This window comes from Trinickia violacea (assembly GCF_005280735.1).
Classification (GTDB): Bacteria; Pseudomonadota; Gammaproteobacteria; order Burkholderiales; family Burkholderiaceae; genus Trinickia_A; species Trinickia_A violacea.
Window position 1 is genome coordinate 2,493,201 of the sequence record NZ_CP040078.1, and the last position, 17,420, is coordinate 2,510,620.

The 17,420-nt window shown below is 63.6% G+C and carries 13 protein-coding genes; 7 read left to right on the top strand and 6 right to left on the bottom strand.

The annotated features are described in order from the left end of the window. Positions 1 to 242: 242 nt before the first annotated feature. Positions 243 to 1,889, bottom strand: a complete 1,647-nt coding sequence (locus tag FAZ95_RS33280; protein WP_137336641.1) for a methyl-accepting chemotaxis protein — start codon at positions 1,887 to 1,889, stop codon at positions 243 to 245. Between the two features lie 258 nt (positions 1,890 to 2,147). After that, positions 2,148 to 2,897 carry a 2-keto-4-pentenoate hydratase gene (locus FAZ95_RS33285; protein ID WP_175425831.1) on the bottom strand — a complete coding sequence of 250 codons (750 nt, stop codon included), beginning with the start codon at positions 2,895 to 2,897 and terminating at the stop codon, positions 2,148 to 2,150. 98 nt (positions 2,898 to 2,995) lie between these two features. Here FAZ95_RS33285 and FAZ95_RS33290 point away from each other — a divergent pair, with 98 nt between their 5' ends. Beyond that, positions 2,996 to 3,910, top strand: coding sequence for a GntR family transcriptional regulator (locus tag FAZ95_RS33290; RefSeq protein ID WP_367872836.1), 915 nt, complete (start codon positions 2,996 to 2,998; stop codon positions 3,908 to 3,910). Between the two features lie 94 nt (positions 3,911 to 4,004). On the opposite strand, the gene FAZ95_RS33295 is transcribed toward FAZ95_RS33290, so the two are convergent. After that, complete coding sequence (locus FAZ95_RS33295; RefSeq protein ID WP_137336643.1) at positions 4,005 to 5,009, bottom strand: aldo/keto reductase; 1,005 nt, start codon at positions 5,007 to 5,009, stop codon at positions 4,005 to 4,007. Positions 5,010 to 5,217: 208 nt separating this feature from the next. Here FAZ95_RS33295 and FAZ95_RS33300 point away from each other — a divergent pair, with 208 nt between their 5' ends. Beyond that, a complete protein-coding gene (locus FAZ95_RS33300) occupies positions 5,218 to 5,880 on the top strand; it encodes a LysR family transcriptional regulator (RefSeq protein WP_137336644.1) in 663 nt (220 codons plus the stop codon). Positions 5,881 to 6,090: 210 nt separating this feature from the next. Here the strand turns inward: FAZ95_RS33300 and FAZ95_RS33305 are convergent, their stop codons facing one another. Continuing rightward, on the bottom strand, positions 6,091 to 7,272 hold the full coding sequence (locus FAZ95_RS33305; protein ID WP_137336645.1) for a porin: 1,182 nt from the start codon (positions 7,270 to 7,272) through the stop codon (positions 6,091 to 6,093). A 403-nt stretch (positions 7,273 to 7,675) separates the two neighbouring features. Next, entirely contained in the window at positions 7,676 to 8,098 is a 423-nt protein-coding gene (locus FAZ95_RS33310; RefSeq protein ID WP_137336646.1) for a hypothetical protein, read from the bottom strand. A 359-nt stretch (positions 8,099 to 8,457) separates the two neighbouring features. On the opposite strand from FAZ95_RS33310, the gene FAZ95_RS33315 reads away from it, so the two are divergent. Further along, entirely contained in the window at positions 8,458 to 9,546 is a 1,089-nt protein-coding gene (locus tag FAZ95_RS33315) for an OpgC domain-containing protein (RefSeq protein ID WP_137336647.1), read from the top strand. 125 nt (positions 9,547 to 9,671) lie between these two features. Then, positions 9,672 to 10,520: an alpha/beta hydrolase gene (locus FAZ95_RS33320; RefSeq protein WP_137336648.1), complete on the top strand. Its 849-nt coding sequence runs from the start codon at positions 9,672 to 9,674 to the stop codon at positions 10,518 to 10,520. A gap of 61 nt (positions 10,521 to 10,581) precedes the next feature. Here FAZ95_RS33320 and FAZ95_RS33325 read toward each other — a convergent pair whose 3' ends face one another. After that, positions 10,582 to 11,649, bottom strand: a complete 1,068-nt coding sequence (locus FAZ95_RS33325; protein WP_137336649.1) for an AI-2E family transporter — start codon at positions 11,647 to 11,649, stop codon at positions 10,582 to 10,584. Between the two features lie 199 nt (positions 11,650 to 11,848). Here FAZ95_RS33325 and FAZ95_RS33330 point away from each other — a divergent pair, with 199 nt between their 5' ends. The 3 genes from FAZ95_RS33330 to FAZ95_RS33340 all read left to right on the top strand — a co-directional run bounded on the left by FAZ95_RS33330 (position 11,849) and on the right by FAZ95_RS33340 (position 17,396). Then, the gene (locus FAZ95_RS33330) at positions 11,849 to 13,576 is read left to right on the top strand and encodes a S10 family peptidase (protein ID WP_137336650.1); all 1,728 of its coding nucleotides are present in this window, start codon (positions 11,849 to 11,851) and stop codon (positions 13,574 to 13,576) included. 441 nt (positions 13,577 to 14,017) lie between these two features. Beyond that, on the top strand, positions 14,018 to 15,784 hold the full coding sequence (locus FAZ95_RS33335) for a S53 family peptidase (RefSeq protein ID WP_137336651.1): 1,767 nt from the start codon (positions 14,018 to 14,020) through the stop codon (positions 15,782 to 15,784). A 214-nt stretch (positions 15,785 to 15,998) separates the two neighbouring features. Further along, the gene (locus FAZ95_RS33340) at positions 15,999 to 17,396 is read left to right on the top strand and encodes an MFS transporter (RefSeq protein WP_137336652.1); all 1,398 of its coding nucleotides are present in this window, start codon (positions 15,999 to 16,001) and stop codon (positions 17,394 to 17,396) included. The last annotated feature ends 24 nt before the right edge of the window (positions 17,397 to 17,420 follow it).

A 17,420-nucleotide genomic window follows, 5' to 3' on the forward strand; every position in this document is an offset into this window, starting at 1 on the left:
GTTCGAGCGGCACCCGCGTGGCGCCTTCATGAGCTGCATGCACACAGCTCCGTTGCTGCGGCGCCACGGTGACTTCCCATACGGCATGACGTGTTCGAAATACAAAATACGAACGACGTCACCCCTAAAAATCCGATGCTGCATTGTAAAGGCAGCATCTCAAAAGTCACGCAGCCGACATGTAACCGACTGCAATCGATCATTACAAATGCAACTGCCGCTTCCCGCGTGGCTCGCGCCGCCTACGCCGTTTCGAGCGAGGTTTCCGTCAAGACCGGCGCAACGCGTTCGCCTTCCCTACGATTTGCGACCGCACGCGCCGGCGCCGAACTCCCGGAAACGCGGAACACTGCGACGGCCGTCGTCAGCCTGCGCGCCTGCTCTTCGAGCGAACTCGCCGCCGCTGCCGCCTGCTCGACGAGCGCCGCATTTTGCTGCGTGACTTCATCCATCTGCGCCACGGCGATGTTGACTTGATCGATACCCGTGCTCTGCTCGTGCGCGGCCGTCGCGATCTCGTTCATGATCGTGCTCACGCGCGCAATCGCCGAGACGATTTCATTCATCGTCGCCCCCGAACGCTCCACGAGCTCAGCCCCCGCTTCGACACGCGCCGACGATTCGCCGATCACGGTTTTGATTTCCTTCGCGGCCGCCGCACTGCGCTGCGCGAGCGAGCGCACTTCGCTCGCCACAACGGCGAAGCCGCGCCCTTGTTCGCCCGCGCGCGCCGCCTCGACCGCGGCGTTGAGCGCAAGAATATTGGTCTGGAAAGCGATGCCTTCGATCACGCCGACGATGTCGGCGATCTTGCGCGAGTTGTCGACGATCTCCTGCATCGTGCCGACGACTTCCTGCGTGAGCTCGCCGCCTTGCGCCGCGAGGCCGGACGCACCCTGCGCGAGCGAACTCGCCTCCTGGGCGTTTTGCGCGGTCTGCTTGACGGTCGACGTGAGCTCTTCGATGCTGGCCGCCGTTTGCTCGAGCGAAGCCGCCTGTTCTTCGGTGCGCTGCGACAGATCCGTGTTGCCGGACGCGATTTCGCTCACGCCGGTGTCGATCGAATCCGCGCTGCTGCGCACCGTGCTGACCGTGGCCACGAGCGACGCCTGCATCGTCTGCAGCCCCGCGGCAAGGCGGCCCATTTCGTTGTCGCCCGTGACCTCGACACGCCCCGTCAGATCGCCGTGCGCGATGCGCTGGAACTGCGCGATCGCCGCGTCGACCGGATGCACGATCGCGCGCACGAGCATCGCGCGCCCGAGCCACGCGCACACCAGCGAAACCAGCATGCCCGCCGCAACGACGATGCTCACGACTTGAAAGCGATCCTGCGCGGCCTGGAAACGTTGCGCGCCACGGTCGAGCTGCACCTTCTCGAGCGCTGCCGTGGCCTTGTCGTAAGCGTTGTAGAGCGCGGGCAGCTTCTTGCCCTGCAATTGCTGGAAGGCCGTCTTGTCACCCGATTTCAGCGCAGAAAGCGCGGGATCGATGCCGTCGTGCAGGAACGCGTCGCGCGCGTCCTGCAAGTCCTTGATGAGCGGCTGCACGTCGGGATCGCCGCCTGCTTGGCTCAGATAGTGAGCAAGACGCTCGTCCGATACGCGGCGGTAGTCGTCCGCACGCTTGAGCACCGCGGCCGCGGCGTCCTGGTCGTTGATATCGCTGAGCGACGCGTAAGTCGCCAATGCGAGGCGCAAGCGCAGCAATTGCCCGGCGCTGCCGTCGATGTCCGCGACGGCTGGCGTATCGACCGCATACGTCTGCTGCAGCGATGCGTTGCCGGCACGCATCGACAGCAGTCCAATCGCGGCGCCCGCAACGAGCACGACCGCGAAGCACGAGACCATGAGAGTCAGCCACGCGCGAATCGAAAGGTTCTTCAGCATCAAATGATCTCCACTCTATGTGGTGGGGACGGCGGGTTCGCCGCTCCTCGCACTTTGCTCGCGCGCTGCACACCCGGCACACGCGCAGCCGAGGTCCAAATTAAATGGACGCCACATGGAATGGACTACGGCCGTTGTCAGGAAAACTTTACGGAGCGCAAGCGTGGCTTTCTGCCACAGGGTCGCGCGCACCCCGGCGCATGACGCCATGCGCCGGGATGCGGCTATGGGATCCGGGACGGGAAACCACCGAGCCGGTCAGGCGATCTCGAACTCGATACTGCCGATGCCCTCGATGGTCCCGCGCACGATATCCGGCCCCTCGGCCATATAGATGCCGGTGTACGAGCCGGTAGTGAGCAGCGTGCGCGCCGGAATGGTCTGCCCGCTCTGCAACGTGCGCGTGACGAGCCAGACGACGAGACGTCGCGGATCGCCCGCGGGGTTGCTCGCCTGGCCGCTGAAGATCTCCTGATCGCCGCAATGAAAACTGACCTTCGGCGCGACGAAATCGAAGCGCCGGTCGTAGCGCTTAGTCTCGCCGATCACGAGCGCGCCGTTGTTCTGCAGGTCCGCGAGCTGCGCGAGCTTGTCGACTTGCGGCCAAGCCTTGAAGCGGCTGTCGACCACCTCGACCACGACCGACATCGCATCGATCGCGTCGAGCACGTCGTCGGTGCGCTCGGCGAAGGTGTTGTCGATATCGGTGGCGAAGCTGAAGGCGATCTCGAGCTCGAGGCCGATGCGCGAGTAGTCGGCGCGGCGCACGCCGGTCTTCGCGCCGAACACCCTCGAAGCGGGGAGCGGCGCGCATTGCGGTTCGTCAGTGGGCGTCTTCGCGCCGATCTTGTAGCCGGCGCCGCCACCGAGCGCCGCGATCGTCAATTGTTGGGCGAGGTAAGCATCGGCGGGGCTGGCGGGAAGCAGGTCGTCCGCAAGCGTGTCGATCAGGGTGTGCGTGCGGCGCGCCTCGACGAGTCGAGCGGCCAGAGCTTGCATAGAGGCCATGGTGTGAGGTGTCTCCTTGCCTGAGTCGGATTCGAACGCGGATTGCGCGCCATCCGTTCGGTCGAATTGGCGCATGGATACGAAATGATAGACATTGAATGCAAGTTTGGCTCCACGGCTTCTCTTACCGTCTCGGAATTTTGCATTTGGTATACCATAAACGCGACATTTTTCGCGCGCAAACACTTTCTTTGCGGTCGTCAGAAATGGACGAATCGCCGTGTAATGCTTATATTATCTGGGGTTACCCGGTTCTTGACGCGTGTATTCACAATATGGCATCTAGTATATTGCATACCAAAACCGGCGATAGCCTGACCGAATCGACCGCATCCGGCGCCGCTGAATTCGCCGTCACCCGTCCGGTTCTGCACGAATCGGTGACCGGCGCGTTGCGCAAAATGATCGTGGAAGGATCGCTTGCGCCAGGCGCGCGGCTCAACGAGCGGGAGTTATGTGCGGTGCTCGGCGTGTCGCGCACGCCGCTGCGCGAGGCGCTGAAGGTGCTCGCCGCGGAAGGCTTGATCGACCATCAGCCGAATCGTGGCGCCGTGGTCGCGGTCATGACCGAGGAGGAGATCGGCAATACGTTCGACCTGCTTGGCTGCCTCGAGAGTTTCGCGGGCGAACTGGCCTGCGCGAAGATCACCGATCCCGATCTGAACGAGCTGAAGGCGTTGCATTTTTCGATGCTGGCTTGCCACTCGCGCGGCGACCTGCCCGGCTATTACGACTACAACCGGACGATCCACGACACGATCAATCTGCTCGCGGACAACGACGTCCTGCGGCAAACCTACTTGGCCCTGAACCGCCGCGTGGAAGGACTGCGCTTTCGCTCGAACCACGACGCGCAAAAATGGGCGCGCGCCGTGGCGGAACATGGACAGATGATCGAAGCGCTGGAAGCGCGTGACGGCACGAGAATGGCCAGGCTCATGCGCCAGCATCTCGACGAGAAGAAACAGGCGGTGCTTGGCGCGATGCGCGCTGCCGCCAAGCCCGCGGCGTAACGGGCGCGGCACCCCCGCCTCGCCCGTTGGACGCCGACTGTCGAGCATCGGCGCGACGCACGTCACCCCCAGCCCACTCTTCTTACTTCGCGTTTCAATGCGACGCAGGCCCCTCGCTGTCGAGATGGTCCATCTGCGCCTGCGGATAACGCGTTCCCGCTACGGCGTCGACCGGAACCGCCGCCTCGATACGCGCCACCTCCTCAGCCGAAAGTCGCAAGTTGGCGGCCGCGATGGCGTCGGTCAGCTGGGTACGGCGTCGCGCGCCGACTAACGGCACGATGTCGTCGCCACGGGACAGCGCCCAGGCAATCGCGATCTGCGCCGGATTGCTGTTGCGTTCGTCGGCAATCACGCGCAGCGCTTCGACCAGCGCCAGATTGCGCTCGAGGTTCTCGCCGCTGAAGCGCGGACTGACGCTGCGGAAATCGCGCTGCTGCCCGCGCTCTTTCGACCACTGTCCGCTCAACAGGCCGCGCGACAACACGCCATACGCGGTCACGCCGATCCCGAGTTCACGGCACGTCGGCAGGATCTCGGCTTCGATGCCGCGCGACATCAACGAATACTCGATTTGCAGATCGCCGATCGGCGCGACCGCATGCGCGCGGCGAAGCGTGTCCGCACCCACTTCGGAGAGGCCGATCTGCCGGACATAGCCCTCCTTCACGAGGTCCGCGATCGCGCCGATCGTCTCTTCGACCGGCACGTTCGGATCGAGCCGCGCGGGGCGGTAGACGTCGATATAGTCGGTGCCGAGACGGCGCAGCGTGTAGGCCAGGAAGTTCCGGATCGCAACCGGACGGCTGTCGTACCCATTCCATGCGCCGGAAGGATCGCGCAACGCGCCGAACTTGACGCTGATCTGCGCGTTTTCGCGCTGATGGCCGCGCAGCGCATCGCGAATCAGCATCTCGTTTGCGCCCATGCCGTAGAAGTCGCCGGTATCGAGCAGCGTGATGCCGGCGTCGAGTGCGGCATGAATCGTTGCTATGCTTTCGTTCTGGTCGGCGGGGCCGTACAAGTCGGACATGCCCATGCAGCCGAGGCCGATTGCGGAGACTTGCGGACCGTTGCTGCCAAGACGTCGGGTGTTCATTCGAATCGCTCCTTGCGGTTGAGAGACACCGATGCCGCAAGTCACGAGGACTTTGAAACGGCACCGCGCTTGAACGGCATTCTGCCGAGCGGCCGCCCGCGGATAAATCCGCGCCGCTCGATCAATTTGTTCGAGCGGCATGACCAATCATCGACCAAGCCCGTTACGTCACAGCCGAAACGAATCGATCGAAGGAAACTTTTCGAGTATGGACCATTTGCAGGCGATGAGAGTGTTTGCGCGGGTCGCGCAATTGGGCAGCTTCACGAAGGCCGCCGAACAGATGCAGCTGCCGCGGCCTAGCGTGAGCAACGCGATCCACTATCTCGAAGAGCATCTGCGCGTGCGCCTCTTGCAACGCACGACGCGCCGCGTTTCGCTCACGCACGAAGGCAGCGCGTACTACGCACGCTGCGTGCAGGTGCTGGCCGACATCGACGACGCCGAGTCGCTCTTCTCCGACGCCACGGCCGGCCCGCGCGGCGCAGTCCGCGTCGACCTTCCCGAGCGGCTCGCGCTGCATACGGTGATCCCCGCGCTGCCCGAGTTTTTTGCCAAATACCCCGACATCCGCGTCGTGCTGAGCGCATCGGACCGCATCATCGACTTGATCGAGGACGGCGTCGACTGCGCGGTACGCGTGGGCGTGCTGAGCGATACGACGCTCGTCGCGCGCCGCATCGGCATGTTCGAACAGATCAATTGCGCTTCGCCCGCGTACATCGAGCAGTACGGCATGCCCAGCACGCCGGACGACTTGCCGCTGCCGGTGTCGGTCGTGTTTCCGCATGGCAGGTATCTCGCGCCGCGCGTGCGGATTTTCGTCGACTGGGTCGCTCAGTTGATCGAGGAGACGCACTCGGGGATGTGACATTGCGGCGTCGCGCCGCGTCATGCTTTGCACGAAGACCGCGACGGAGACTCAAAAGTAAAAAGGCCCATCCGAGCCGTGCTGGGATGAGCCGAATCGCCGTCGCACGGCGCAGATCGAAGGCACGCTGCAGCGTGAACGCCGCTGCCTGCGCATCGATTTATTAGAAACTCGCGCGGCGCGAGAGGCGCCGCGCGTTGTGCCGTCAGCTTAGAACTTGTGACGGATGGCCAGGCGGACAGCAACCTGGTTCGTCGTGCTCGACGAGTTGTCCGTACCCGGGATGAACGCCTGATCCAACTGCGTACCCGTACCGCCGCTCGAAACGTGCTCGTACGCCGTCTGGAAGTAGAAGTCCGTGCGCTTCGACAGGTTGTAGTCGGCCATGAAGCCAAACGTCTGGTACTTCGGATGTACGTTGCCGTCTGCCGCGTTGAAGTTCGTGTAGGTATAGACGTACTGCGCACCCACGTAGAACGCCGGCGTGATCTGGTACTTGCCGTTGATTTCGAAGTTCTGGAAGCGCAGCGAATGCGTCGGATTAGCCAGCGACGTGAGCGGCGCAGGATTGACGCCCGTCGTCGGGTCCGTCAGGTACGTCGTCCCGAGCGGGTGCTGGATGTACGAATTCGTGTACACGAAGCCAGCCGTTGCCGGACCGAACGTATAGTTCACGCCGCCGCCGAAGACTTGCAGCTTGCTCGAGATGAAGTTCGCGTCAGTCGTGGTCACCGCGCCGCTGCCGTTCGTCCCCGGGTTGTCGATCGCCATGTATGCGCCCGCGAACTGCAGTCCGCCGAACGTGTAAGTGGCGCCGAGGCTATAGGCGCGGTTATTAGCGAAGCCGGTGTTGTTGCTGAAGCTGTAGGTGCCGCCGGCCTGGAAGCCAGCGATGACCGGGCTCGCGTACTTGACGGTGTTGTTCAGACGGAACGAGTTATCCGTGTTGTCGTTGTCGTACGGGTGCGAGAGCAGGTAGCCGCCCCAGTTGCCGTTCGCGGTCAGCGGCGCGAGGTAGTCAACGACGGAGTCGTATTGACGGCCGAGGGTCAACGTACCGTATTGGTCTTGCGTCAGGCCGACGTAGGCTTGACGGCCGAACTCGAGGCCGCCCTGGCCGAGCTTGCCGGTGTTCACGTCAAAGCCGTTTTCCAATTGGAAAATCGCCTTCAGACCGCCGCCCAGATCTTCGGTGCCCTTCAGGCCCCAGCGGCTGCCTTGCGCGTAGCCGCTTTGCATTTCCCAAACGGAGTGGCCACCGGTGGACGTTGCCACCTTGTTCGTGTAGTTCAGGCCTTCATCGATCACGCCGTACAGCGTGACGCTGCTTTGTGCGAAAACCGGAGCGGCAAATGCGGACAGCACTGCGAGCGAAATGACGTGTTTTTTCATCAAAATCTCCAAACCTTTTTGACTTGTTGAAAATTTTTACAGTCTGCTTATTTTTATGGCAGAGCTTTTAATGTCTGGTTGCTGTAACTTCATGCAACACCAGAACGATGGTTGCACGACGAAAGAGTGGCGTCCATTCTGGTGCGCGTTTTTGCGCAGAACCGTTGCGAATTGCCAACTAAAGCCACATCAATCAGATGGATTGACGCGCCAGTGGTCAGTCAAAACGCTTTATCAATACGGGATAACCCCTAATTTCGAGTCGCCCGTCCAGTGGGGGCGGCACGACAAAACGAGACAAGACCCAAAGGGCATGACAGCCCTCCGACGAGTAAAGCCCGGGCATCAATAGCAACGACCGAATTAAGCGGCTCGCATTAAGTCGAGCATTAACGAAGTCACATTAATCCGGGTTACAAAATATCGCGGTGATGTGCGGCGCAACCTTATGGACGACCGCCGGGCTATGCGCCGCCGTGACCGCCTTCTGCACGTCGTCCATCCAGCCGAATACGACAGCGCCGTATGCCGAATCGCCGATTGGCTTGCCGGCGCCGGCGCGAAACATCGGATCGTCCTTTTGGAATCCGACCAGCGCAAACACGTGGAAGCCGTACGCCGTCAGGTTCGCGCCGCTGGTGGGCCGGAACGCGTTGATTGAATTCGGCTCGACGCGGGTCGGCGTCGGGTCGATCAGGTACTGCTGCTCGAGCGTGCCGATGAACTCGTGCGCGGAGACACCGCATTTCAACGGCTCATCGAGCTCGGCAGCTGCGCAGATCGCAGGAATTAGAGCGGCCAAAACAGCAAGTAGCGTGCGTTTCATTGCTTTGTGTCATCACTGCAGTGCGCGAGCACCCCGATACCGCTTGCCACGGCGCACGTCAACGTTTTGAGATAAAGGGCTGGGCCCGCACTTTACCGATGTTTACCGCTCCGTGCTTGCCGCAAGGCCAACGCCCAGTCAGATTTGGTAATAATTCAGAAAGCGTTTCGCAAGAATAGCGGGAACCATGGCCCGCCGAGCGGGTCTTTCAGACTTGTCTCGCAGCCGCTTATCTCGTCTGCTCCGCCGGCCTGGCGCAAACCGTTTCGGACCTGCGCCGCCCAGCAACCCCAATTCCCAACCGGTCCCCAAGGTCCCGCCCATAGAGCGGCCCATGGGGACCGGCCGTTTCGAACACCATGCCAAGATCACAACGCTTCGTCGAACTGGATTTCCTGCGCGGACTCGTGCTCCTCATCATCGTCGTCGATCACATCGGCGGCAGCATCCTGTCGCGCTTCACGCTGCATACCTACGCGTTCTGCGACGCCGCCGAAGTCTTCGTCTTTCTCGGCGGCTATGCGACGGCCACCGCGTATCTGTCGCTCGCCAGGAAGCACGACGAAACCGCCGCTCGCCAGCGCTTCCTGCGCCGCGCGCTCGAGATCTATCGCGCGTTCCTCGTGACCGCGGGCCTCATGCTCGTGATCAGCGCGGCATTCGTCGCGCTCGGCTTCGACGAGGCGCCCAATCTCGCCTACGCCGATCTCGACAGCCTCACGAGCGCCCCGCTCCAGACGCTCTTCGATATCCTGCTGCTGCGCCGCCAGCCCTATCTGGCGTCGGTGCTGCCGATGTATGCGTTGTTCGCGCTGGCCGTGCCGTTCGTGTTGCCGCTCGCGCGCAAGAACCCGTGGCTGCTCGCCGCCGCGAGCGTCGCGCTGTGGGCGGGCGCGAGCCGCCTCCTCCCGTACCTGCCCGCCGCCGCCGACATGCGTTGGGACTTCAACCCGTTCGCCTGGCAGCTCATGTTCGTGCTGGGCGTGCTCACGCGCTGCCAGCCGGTCTACCAGCGCGTGAGCACGTCTCATTTCGGGCCGCTCGTCAGCGCAGCGGCGCTCTCGTTGCTTGCGGTGTTGTGGCTTGCGAAGCTCTCCGGCGTTCCCGATGCGCTGCGTCCCGAGTTCAAGCAAAACCTCGAGTGGCTGCGCGTCGTGAATTTCGTGGTGATCGCGTGGCTCGTGGCGGACCTGATCCGCGCCGGCTGGGCCAAGAAGGCCGCGAATTGGCTGCCGTGGATCGGCACGGTCGGCCGCAAGGGGTTGCTTTGCTTTATCGCCGGCACGGCGATATCGCTGATCGTCGATTCCGTCCTGTACACGATGACCGACGGCCTGCTCGACGTGCCGCTCGGCCTCTCCGCCGACGCCGTGGCGATCGCCGCGCTCTTGGCCGTCGCGAAGGTCTATGGGCCGCTCGTGCGCGTGTTGGCGGTCAAGACCAGCTGAGCGCCTGAACACGCGCCTCGCCGCCAGGGCCCGTTCGCACGAAAACCGGCCCTGGCCGCTGGTAGCCACTGCTAGGATTAGGCGCGCCAAGCGCTTTGCGGCAACCCGTCCCACTCCCGATCTCCATGCGCACACTCCTCTACGTCCTTGCCGTGCTCATCAGCGTGACTGCGCAGGCGCCTTCGTTCGCGAGCAGCGTCACGGCGCGCTCGTTCCATTCCGAAGCGCTCAACCGCGAATGGTCGTACACGATCTACCTGCCGACCGGCTATCGCGACAACGGTCCGCGCTATCCGGTGCTATATCTGCTGCACGGCAATCACGGCGACGCCAATGACTGGATCACGCAAGGCCAATTGCAGGCCACGGCCGATCAGCTCATCGAACGCAAGGAGATTCCGCCCGTGGTGATCGTGATGCCGCAGGCCGGCACCGATTGGTACGTGGACCGCAAGGAAAAGATGCAGACTGCGTTCTTCAGCAATCTGCTGCCCGAGATCGAATCGCACTACGCGGTCTCGAACCAGCGCAACGGACGCGCGATCGGCGGGGTCTCGATGGGCGGCTTCGGCGCGTTGCGCTACGCACTGCTCGCGCCGGACGCGTTCTGCTCGGTGATGCTGCTGAGCCCGGCCATCTATGCGGACGTGCCGCCGCTCACGTCGGCGGCACGCTCCGTCGGCGTATTCGGCGACCGGCAATTCGATCCGCGCGTCTGGCACGAACTCAACTATCCGGCGCTGTGGAGCGGCTATTTGGACCGGCCGTGGCGGCTGCCGTTCTTCATCGCCGCCGGCGACGGCGACCTCGTCATCCAGGCCGAAGCCGACGCGCTATACACGCATTTGCGGCAGGCGAACAATCCGGCGGCGTTGCGGATCGTCGAGGGCGGGCACACGTGGGATGTCTGGCGCGGACTGATCGGCGCCGGGCTCAAGTACACGCTGGAATGCGTAAAGGGAAGCGGCAAGTAGGCGGCGAGCTCTTCTTTAGCGCCGGCCGCGCGCGACGGACAGCACCGGGCCCTATCACCCCCTATCGCACCCACTCGCTCCACAGCACGGTCAGCACCGTCATCAACGCCGGGCCGATGAAAAGGCCGATGAAGCCGAAGGTCTGCGCGCCGCCGAGGATGCCGAACAACACCAACAGAAACGGCAGGCGCGTCGATCCGCCGATCAAGATCGGCCGCACGAAATGCTCGGCGATGAAGACCACGACGACGCCGAACACAACCACGCCGATTGCCCAGACCGTCGCGCCTTGCGTGAAGAGCCACAGCGCCGCGCCGCAAAACACGAGCGGCGCGCAGAACGGCAGCATCGCCGCAATGGCCGTCAAGAGGCCGAGCACCGCCGCGTGCGGCACGCCGCTCACGAGATAGGCGACGCCCAAGAGCGCGCCCTCTCCCAATCCGACCACGACCAGGCCGCTGACGGTCCCGCGCACCGCCGCCGCCATGCGCACCGCCAGGAGCGCGCCGTGGGGACCGAACGCGCGGCGCGTGCCCTTGAGCAAGTTGCCGCTCAACTGCGGCCCCGCCTGGAAAATCACGAACAGCGTCACGAGCGTGAACGCGAACACGACGAGCCCGTGCGCCGCCAATGTGCCGAAACGCCGGCCGAGCGTCACGACCGTGCCGCCGTGCAGCGCCTTCATCGCGGGCGACCCCTGCAACGGGAGCGCGAGATTGTCCTGCCACCACGTTGCAACCTGCGAGGAACCGAACGGCAAATGGGCGACGAAGTCCGGCTCCGGAATGCCGTTGGCCTCGGCGGTTCTGAGCCACGCGATGAATTCGTGTATTTCGCTCACGGCCTGCGCGAACACCAGCACGAACGGCAGTACGACAAGCAACCCGATCGCGGTGGTCACGGCAATCGCGAATAACGTCGTGCGAAAGTGCGAACCGCAAAACGCTTCGAAGCGCGCCAAAAGCGGCCACAGCGTGATCGCGATCACCATGGCCCACGCGACCGCCGGAATGAAGTCGCGCATCACCCAGAGCGCGAGCAAGACGAGCGCCGCGTAGAGGACCGTCGAAGCGATGCGCTGGAGTTTCCGGTGGTTCGGTTCGATATCGGCGGGATTTTCTTCAGCCATGGCCATTCTTTAAGCGATTTCGTTGCATGAACAACCGTTCGGCGACTGCGCGCGGGTTTTGCACGCGTGTTGCGACAGCGCGGCACGAACGATCCATTCGCGACATCTTAAAGGATCGCTTCACGCCATTGACTTGACGCGCGACTTTGCGAAGAATCGGTGCCACCCCCAGCGGCGCCGCACGCCAATCGGACCGACTATGCGCTATCGCTTCGCAATTTCGCTGCACAGCTTCATTGCAGCGTCGGCAGCCACGTTCGCCGTCGCACTGTCTTCATCCCCGAGCTTGGCCGCGAATGCAGATTCGTCTGCGGTTGCGGCAGCGAGCGCGGGCGCACCGGCGGCCGAGGCGTCGGCTCCCGGCGTCGACACGGGTCAGGAACACGGCAGACGCCACGCACAAACCGCCCCCCGCGAGACTCGCGAACGCGAAGTGCACGCCGCCGAACCAGCAAGCGCGGCCCCACCCGCCAGCGACGAGAAAGCCGCAGCCGTCCCTGTTCCGCCCGAGACGTCGAGCGTCACGCATCATTCGATCCGGATCGACGGCCACAAGCTCGACTACACCGCGACAGCGGGCAACCTGCTCCTGCGCAACAACGCGGGCGAGGCCGTTGCCAGCGTCTTCTACGTCGCCTACACCCTGGACACGAAGCAACCCGCCCAGCGCCCCATCACGTTTCTGTTCAACGGCGGACCCGGCGCGGGCAGCCTCTTTCTGCTGATCGGCTCAGTCGGCCCGAAGCGCGTACGAACGACCAGCCCCGCCGCGACCCCGCCCGCGCCCTACGTCCTCGCCGACAATCCCGACAGCCTGCTCGACAAGAGCGACCTCGTGTTCGTCGATGCGGTCGGCACCGGCTTTTCGAGGATCGTCGGCCACGCGACCGGCAAGCAATTCTGGGGCGTCGACGAAGACCTCGACGCGTTCGCGCATTTCATCGAACGCTATGTGACGGTCAACCAGCGCTGGAACTCGCCGAAGTTCCTGATCGGCGAATCGTACGGCACGGCGCGCGCCGCGATGCTCGCGTACAAGCTCGATCAAGAGGACATGGCGCTCAACGGCGTCGTGCTGTTGTCGTCGGTATTGAACTCGGGGCTGCACGCGCCCGGCTACGACACCCTCAACGAGCGCTACCTGCCCACCTACGCCGCAATCGCCTGGTATCACGACAAGCTCAACCCGAAGCCCGCCGATTTGCCGGCCTTTCTCGACGAAGTCCGCGCGTTCGCAACCGGCCCCTACGCGCAGGCGCTCGCGAAAGGCGATGCGCTCGGCGACCCGGAACGCGACGCGATCGCCGCGCAGGTCGCGCGCTACACCGGGCTCGACGCGCAGTATGTGAAGGAAACGCGCCTGCGCATCTGGCCGTCACGTTTCCGCAAGGAATTGCTGCGCGGCGAGTCGCGCACCGTCGGCCGCTACGACGGCCGCTTCGAAGGCATCGATGTCGACGACGCGTCGGACAGCCCCGATGGCGATGCATCGGTGAGCGGCGTGTCGAGCGCGTTCGACGCCGCGCTCCATCAGCATCTCGCGCAGGATCTGCACTACGTCGCGCAGGATCGCTACCGCGTCTTCAACGATGCGGCGCTCAAGCAATGGAACTGGAAGCACCGCCAATGGTGGGGTGAAGAGCTGACCGAGCCCTATGCGGCCGGCGATCTCGCGCAAGCGATGCGGCAGAATCCGCGCTTGCAGGTGCTCTCGGCGAACGGCTATTTCGACCTCGCGACGCCCTTTTTCGCGACGGAATACGACTTGTCGCACATGGAGCTCGATCCCTCGCTGCGCGCGAACGTCCACGTCACGTACTACCCCACGGGCCACATGATCTATCTCGACGACGCGGCGCTGCACGCATTGAAGCATGACTTGGCACGCTTCTACGACACCTCGACGACTGCCGCCGCGAAGCGGTGAAGTCCTTCCAGCACCGCTTTCAGGATATCGCCGCGTCGGCGGAACGCCGGCGTGTTGCAAGCCTCGCCATTCGAAAACGGAAAATTATTCAAAATAAATAATTCCAATTAAATTAGAGCCAACACTCCATTTCACCCCAAGAAAAATACCGATAAAAATCATTTGATATTTTCCAATTCGTGCGCACTCGCCTTCGAATTACCATTCATTAGACTTTCAATTTTCGGATGCCGCCCGGATAGCCGAGAAAAATTCCTGACTCCACTGCCAAGTCTGACAGCTACCTGAGAAAACACCGCCGCTGCTAGGTTAGCGACGCGCATCGCTGCGTCGAGCGCTCACAATCCATATCAACGAAATCAGGGCTGGAAATACTAATCCGTCGATGTATCGAGACTCGACGGATTGGCTTTCTCATGGCGTATCGATTCAGGAGGTCAAATGAAGTCGACGTTAAATACGAAACGTTCTGCATTCGCTTCTTTTAAAGGCGCGGCATTGATTCTGCCGCTCGCTGTCGCATCGGCCGCGCAGGCGGCGGCTCCCGCGCAGACGACGTGGGTCAGCACCGAAACCAAGGCGTTCATCGCCCCGGCGACGCGCACGCTCGCCGCGACGCCGCTCGTCGAACTGGCGGCCGGCTCGCCGGCGCACGTCGTGGTCAGCCTGAAGCTGCGCAACGCGAACCAGCTTCATCAGCTCGCGCGCGACGTCAACGACCGCAAGAGCACGCGTTTCCGCAAGTTCCTGACGCACCAGCAATTCCTCGCGGACTATGCGCCGACCGAAGCGCAAGTTCAGGCCGTCGTCACGCACCTGCGAAAGAACGGCTTCATCAACATCCGCGTGGCGCCGAACCGCCTGCTGGTGTCCGCGGACGGCACGGCCAGCTCGGTCAAGAGCGGCTTCAATACGCCGCTCGTCCACTTCCAGCGCGACAACCGCGAGGTCTTTGCGAACACGGCCCCCGCGCAAGTGCCCGAAGCACTCAGCGACACCGTGCTGTCCGTGCTCGGCCTGCAAAACGTGACGCGGGCCCACACGATGCTGCACGCCGGCCCGCGCACGCAGGCCAAGACGCTCGCCACCGGCACCGCGACGGGCCATAGCCCGACCGAATTCCCGGCGCTCTATGACGTCGGCAATACGCCGAGCGCGGCGAACACGACGGTCGGCATCATCACGCAAGGCGGCGTGAGCCAGGCGACTCAGGATCTGAACCAGTTCACGAGCGCCAACAACCTGCCGACCGTGAACGTCCAGACGGTCCAGACCGGCGGCCCGAACGGCGACTACAGCGACGATCAGGAAGGCCAGGGCGAGTGGGATCTCGACAGCCAGTCGATCGTCGGCGCAGCCGGCGGCGCGGTGAACCAGCTGCTCTTCTACATGGCCGACAACAGCGCATCGGGCAACACGGGGCTGACGCAGGCGTTCAATCAGGCCGTCTCCGACAATCTCGCGAAGGTCATCAACGTGTCGCTCGGCTGGTGCGAGGCCGATGCGTACTCCGACGGCACGATGGCCGCCGAAGACCAGATCTTCACGACCGCGGTCGCGCAAGGGCAGACGTTCTCGGTGTCGTCCGGAGACGAAGGCGTGTACGAGTGCAACAACCGCGGCTACCCGGACGGCAGCACGTACTCGATCTCGTGGCCGGCATCGTCGCCGAACGTGATCGCGGTCGGCGGCACGACGCTCTATACGACCGCGAGCGACGGCTACGCAAGCGAGACGGTGTGGAACGAAGGACTCGACCAGAACGGCAAGCTATGGGCGTCGACCGGCGGCTTCAGCTCGTATGAGGCAGCTCCGACGTGGCAATCGACGCTCTCCGTGAGCCCGAAGCCGGCCGGCCGCGCGGTGCCGGATATCTCGTTCGACGCGGCGCAGAGCACGGGCGCGCTCGTCTACAACTACGGGCAGATCCAGCAGATCGGCGGCACAAGCCTCTCGTCACCGATCTTCGTCGGCTTCTACGCGCGCCTCGAATCGGCCAACTCGAACTCGCTCGGCTTCCCGGCGGCGAGCATCTATAGCGCAGTCCAATCGACGCCGGCGCTCGTGCACGACGTCACTTCCGGCAACAACGGCTACGGCGGCTATGGGTACAACGCGGGCAAGGGTTGGGACTATCCGACGGGCTGGGGCAGCTTTGATATCTCGAAGCTCGTTACCTACGTGCAGGGGCATAAATTTGCGCAATGAGGTTCGCGCAATGAGCGGTTGAGCACGTGATTTAGCAGGATCGCCCGCCTCCCTGTGCAGAGGGGGAGGCGGGCTTGCGAACCATCGAACTCTGCTGTCGAACCGCCGCGAAACAGCACAAACGCATCGCGAGACGCGCGATCCCCCACCCCAACGCGATTGAAGTAGGCGCATAATCATCGCTTTGCCGCCGCCGTCGCTCGCGCCGTATTCCATGCCGCTTGCCATCCGAGCTTTCCTCGTCCCCCTCATCGTCGCGTGCGCGATGTTCATGGAAAGCGTCGATGCCAATATCATCGTCACGGCACTCCCCTCGATGGCTCGCGATTTCGGCAGCGATCCGGTCGCGCTCAAGATCGGCATCATCAGCTACGTGATGGGGCTCGGCGTCTTCATCCCCGTGTGCGGCTGGTTCGCCGACCGCTTCGGCGCCCGCACCATCTTCCGCACGGCGATCGGCATCTTCGTGGTCGGCTCGCTGATGTGCGCGGCTTCGCGGTCGCTCGATACCTTCTCGCTCGCGCGCTTCATCCAAGGCGTGGGCGGCGCGATGATGGTGCCGGTCGGCCGCATCATCATCTTCCGTGTCGTGCCGAAGGCGGAGTTCGTGCGCGCGATGAACTACCTGAGCATGCCCGCGCTCCTCGCTCCGGCGGTCGCGCCGCTCCTCGGCGGGTTCATCACCACTTACCTGCACTGGCGTCTGATCTTCTTCATCAACGTGCCGGTCGGCATTCTCGGCATCTACCTGACCAACAAGCACATCGTCAATTCACACGAGCCGCATCCCGGACCGCTCGACTGGGTCGGCTTCCTGCTGTCCGCGGTCGGCGCGTCGGCGTTGCTGCTGGGACTGTCTCTGATCGACGGCCAGCTCGTTTCGGCGCGGACGGCGATCGAACTCTGCGTGGTCGGCGCGCTGCTGCTCGTGCTCTACGTGCTGTATGCACAGCGCGCGGCGCGTCCTCTCCTCGATCTCGCGTTCCTGCGCATTCCCACCTATCGCGCGAGCGTGCTCGGCGGCTCGATGTTCCGGATCGGGCTCGGCGCGGTGCCGTTCCTCTTGCCGCTCTCGCTGCAGGAGGGGCTCGGCATGTCGGCGTTCCAGTCGGGTGCGATCACTTGCGCCTCGGCGTTCGGCGGCATGTTCATGCGCTCGCTCACCTCGACCGTGCTGCGCCGCTACGGCTTTCGCACGGTGCTGATCTATAACGCGGTGTTCGCCGGCATCGCGATCGCGGCCTGCGGCACCTTCGTTCCTGGCATGCCGGTCTGGCTGATCTGGGTGATCGTGCTGTTCGGCGGCTTCTTCCCGGCGCTGCAGTTCACGAGCCTCAATTCGATGATCTACGCCGATATCGACAGCCGCGACGCCGGCCGCGCCACGAGCCTCGGCAGCGTCGTGCAGCAGATGTCGCTCGGGCTCGGCGTGACGGTCGCGGGGATCGTGCTGCAGATTTCGCGCGCGGCGCACGGGCACTCGCACATCATGTGGTCGGATTTCTGGCCGGCGTTCGCCGCGGTCGGGCTGTTTTCCTTCGGCTCGATTCCGATTACGCGGCGGTTGTCGGCGAATGCCGGGGATGAAATTGCGAGAGGGGCGCGGGGGTGAGGGGCGCAATTGCGCAAGAACCGA

What these genes read in the sequence shown, in the direction of transcription:
- FAZ95_RS33280 (WP_137336641.1), bottom strand. Translation starts at nt 1,889, where the DNA reads ATGCTGAAGAACCTTTCGATTCGCGCGTGGCTGACTCTCATGGTCTCG.
- FAZ95_RS33285 (WP_175425831.1), bottom strand. Translation starts at nt 2,897, where the DNA reads ATGGCCTCTATGCAAGCTCTGGCCGCTCGACTCGTCGAGGCGCGCCGC.
- FAZ95_RS33290 (WP_367872836.1), top strand. Translation starts at nt 2,996, where the DNA reads ATGCAAGTTTGGCTCCACGGCTTCTCTTACCGTCTCGGAATTTTGCAT.
- FAZ95_RS33295 (WP_137336643.1), bottom strand. Translation starts at nt 5,009, where the DNA reads ATGAACACCCGACGTCTTGGCAGCAACGGTCCGCAAGTCTCCGCAATC.
- FAZ95_RS33300 (WP_137336644.1), top strand. Translation starts at nt 5,218, where the DNA reads ATGGACCATTTGCAGGCGATGAGAGTGTTTGCGCGGGTCGCGCAATTG.
- FAZ95_RS33305 (WP_137336645.1), bottom strand. Translation starts at nt 7,272, where the DNA reads ATGAAAAAACACGTCATTTCGCTCGCAGTGCTGTCCGCATTTGCCGCT.
- FAZ95_RS33310 (WP_137336646.1), bottom strand. Translation starts at nt 8,098, where the DNA reads ATGAAACGCACGCTACTTGCTGTTTTGGCCGCTCTAATTCCTGCGATC.
- FAZ95_RS33315 (WP_137336647.1), top strand. Translation starts at nt 8,458, where the DNA reads ATGCCAAGATCACAACGCTTCGTCGAACTGGATTTCCTGCGCGGACTC.
- FAZ95_RS33320 (WP_137336648.1), top strand. Translation starts at nt 9,672, where the DNA reads ATGCGCACACTCCTCTACGTCCTTGCCGTGCTCATCAGCGTGACTGCG.
- FAZ95_RS33325 (WP_137336649.1), bottom strand. Translation starts at nt 11,649, where the DNA reads ATGGCTGAAGAAAATCCCGCCGATATCGAACCGAACCACCGGAAACTC.
- FAZ95_RS33330 (WP_137336650.1), top strand. Translation starts at nt 11,849, where the DNA reads ATGCGCTATCGCTTCGCAATTTCGCTGCACAGCTTCATTGCAGCGTCG.
- FAZ95_RS33335 (WP_137336651.1), top strand. Translation starts at nt 14,018, where the DNA reads ATGAAGTCGACGTTAAATACGAAACGTTCTGCATTCGCTTCTTTTAAA.
- FAZ95_RS33340 (WP_137336652.1), top strand. Translation starts at nt 15,999, where the DNA reads ATGCCGCTTGCCATCCGAGCTTTCCTCGTCCCCCTCATCGTCGCGTGC.